Source organism: Shewanella sp. SR43-8, from assembly GCF_014163775.1.
Classification (GTDB): Bacteria; Pseudomonadota; Gammaproteobacteria; order Enterobacterales; family Shewanellaceae; genus Shewanella; species Shewanella vesiculosa.
In genome coordinates, this window is the sequence record NZ_JACJDX010000067.1 from 1 (window position 1) to 206 (window position 206).

Below are 206 nucleotides of genomic sequence, written 5' to 3' on the forward strand. Positions count from 1 at the left end.
AACATTAACGTCACCCTCACTGAGCTTGATGTCAATGAAACGCCTGAGTTCACTCCACCCGTGGGCGAAACCAGCTACAACTTTACGTATTTTGAAAACAGCAGCGACAGCACTGTGATTGGCACTGTGTCTGCGACCGATCCGGAAGGCACGCCAGTGACCTACAGTATCGTCAGCGGCAATGATGACGCTTGGTTTGAGATTGA

The 206-nt window shown here is 50.5% G+C and carries 1 protein-coding gene; it reads left to right on the forward strand.

All coding sequences use genetic code 11. The features are described 5' to 3' along the window. Positions 1–206, forward strand: a 206-nt coding sequence (locus H5114_RS20390) for a cadherin repeat domain-containing protein (RefSeq protein WP_182723901.1), incomplete at both ends; no start/stop codon positions are given.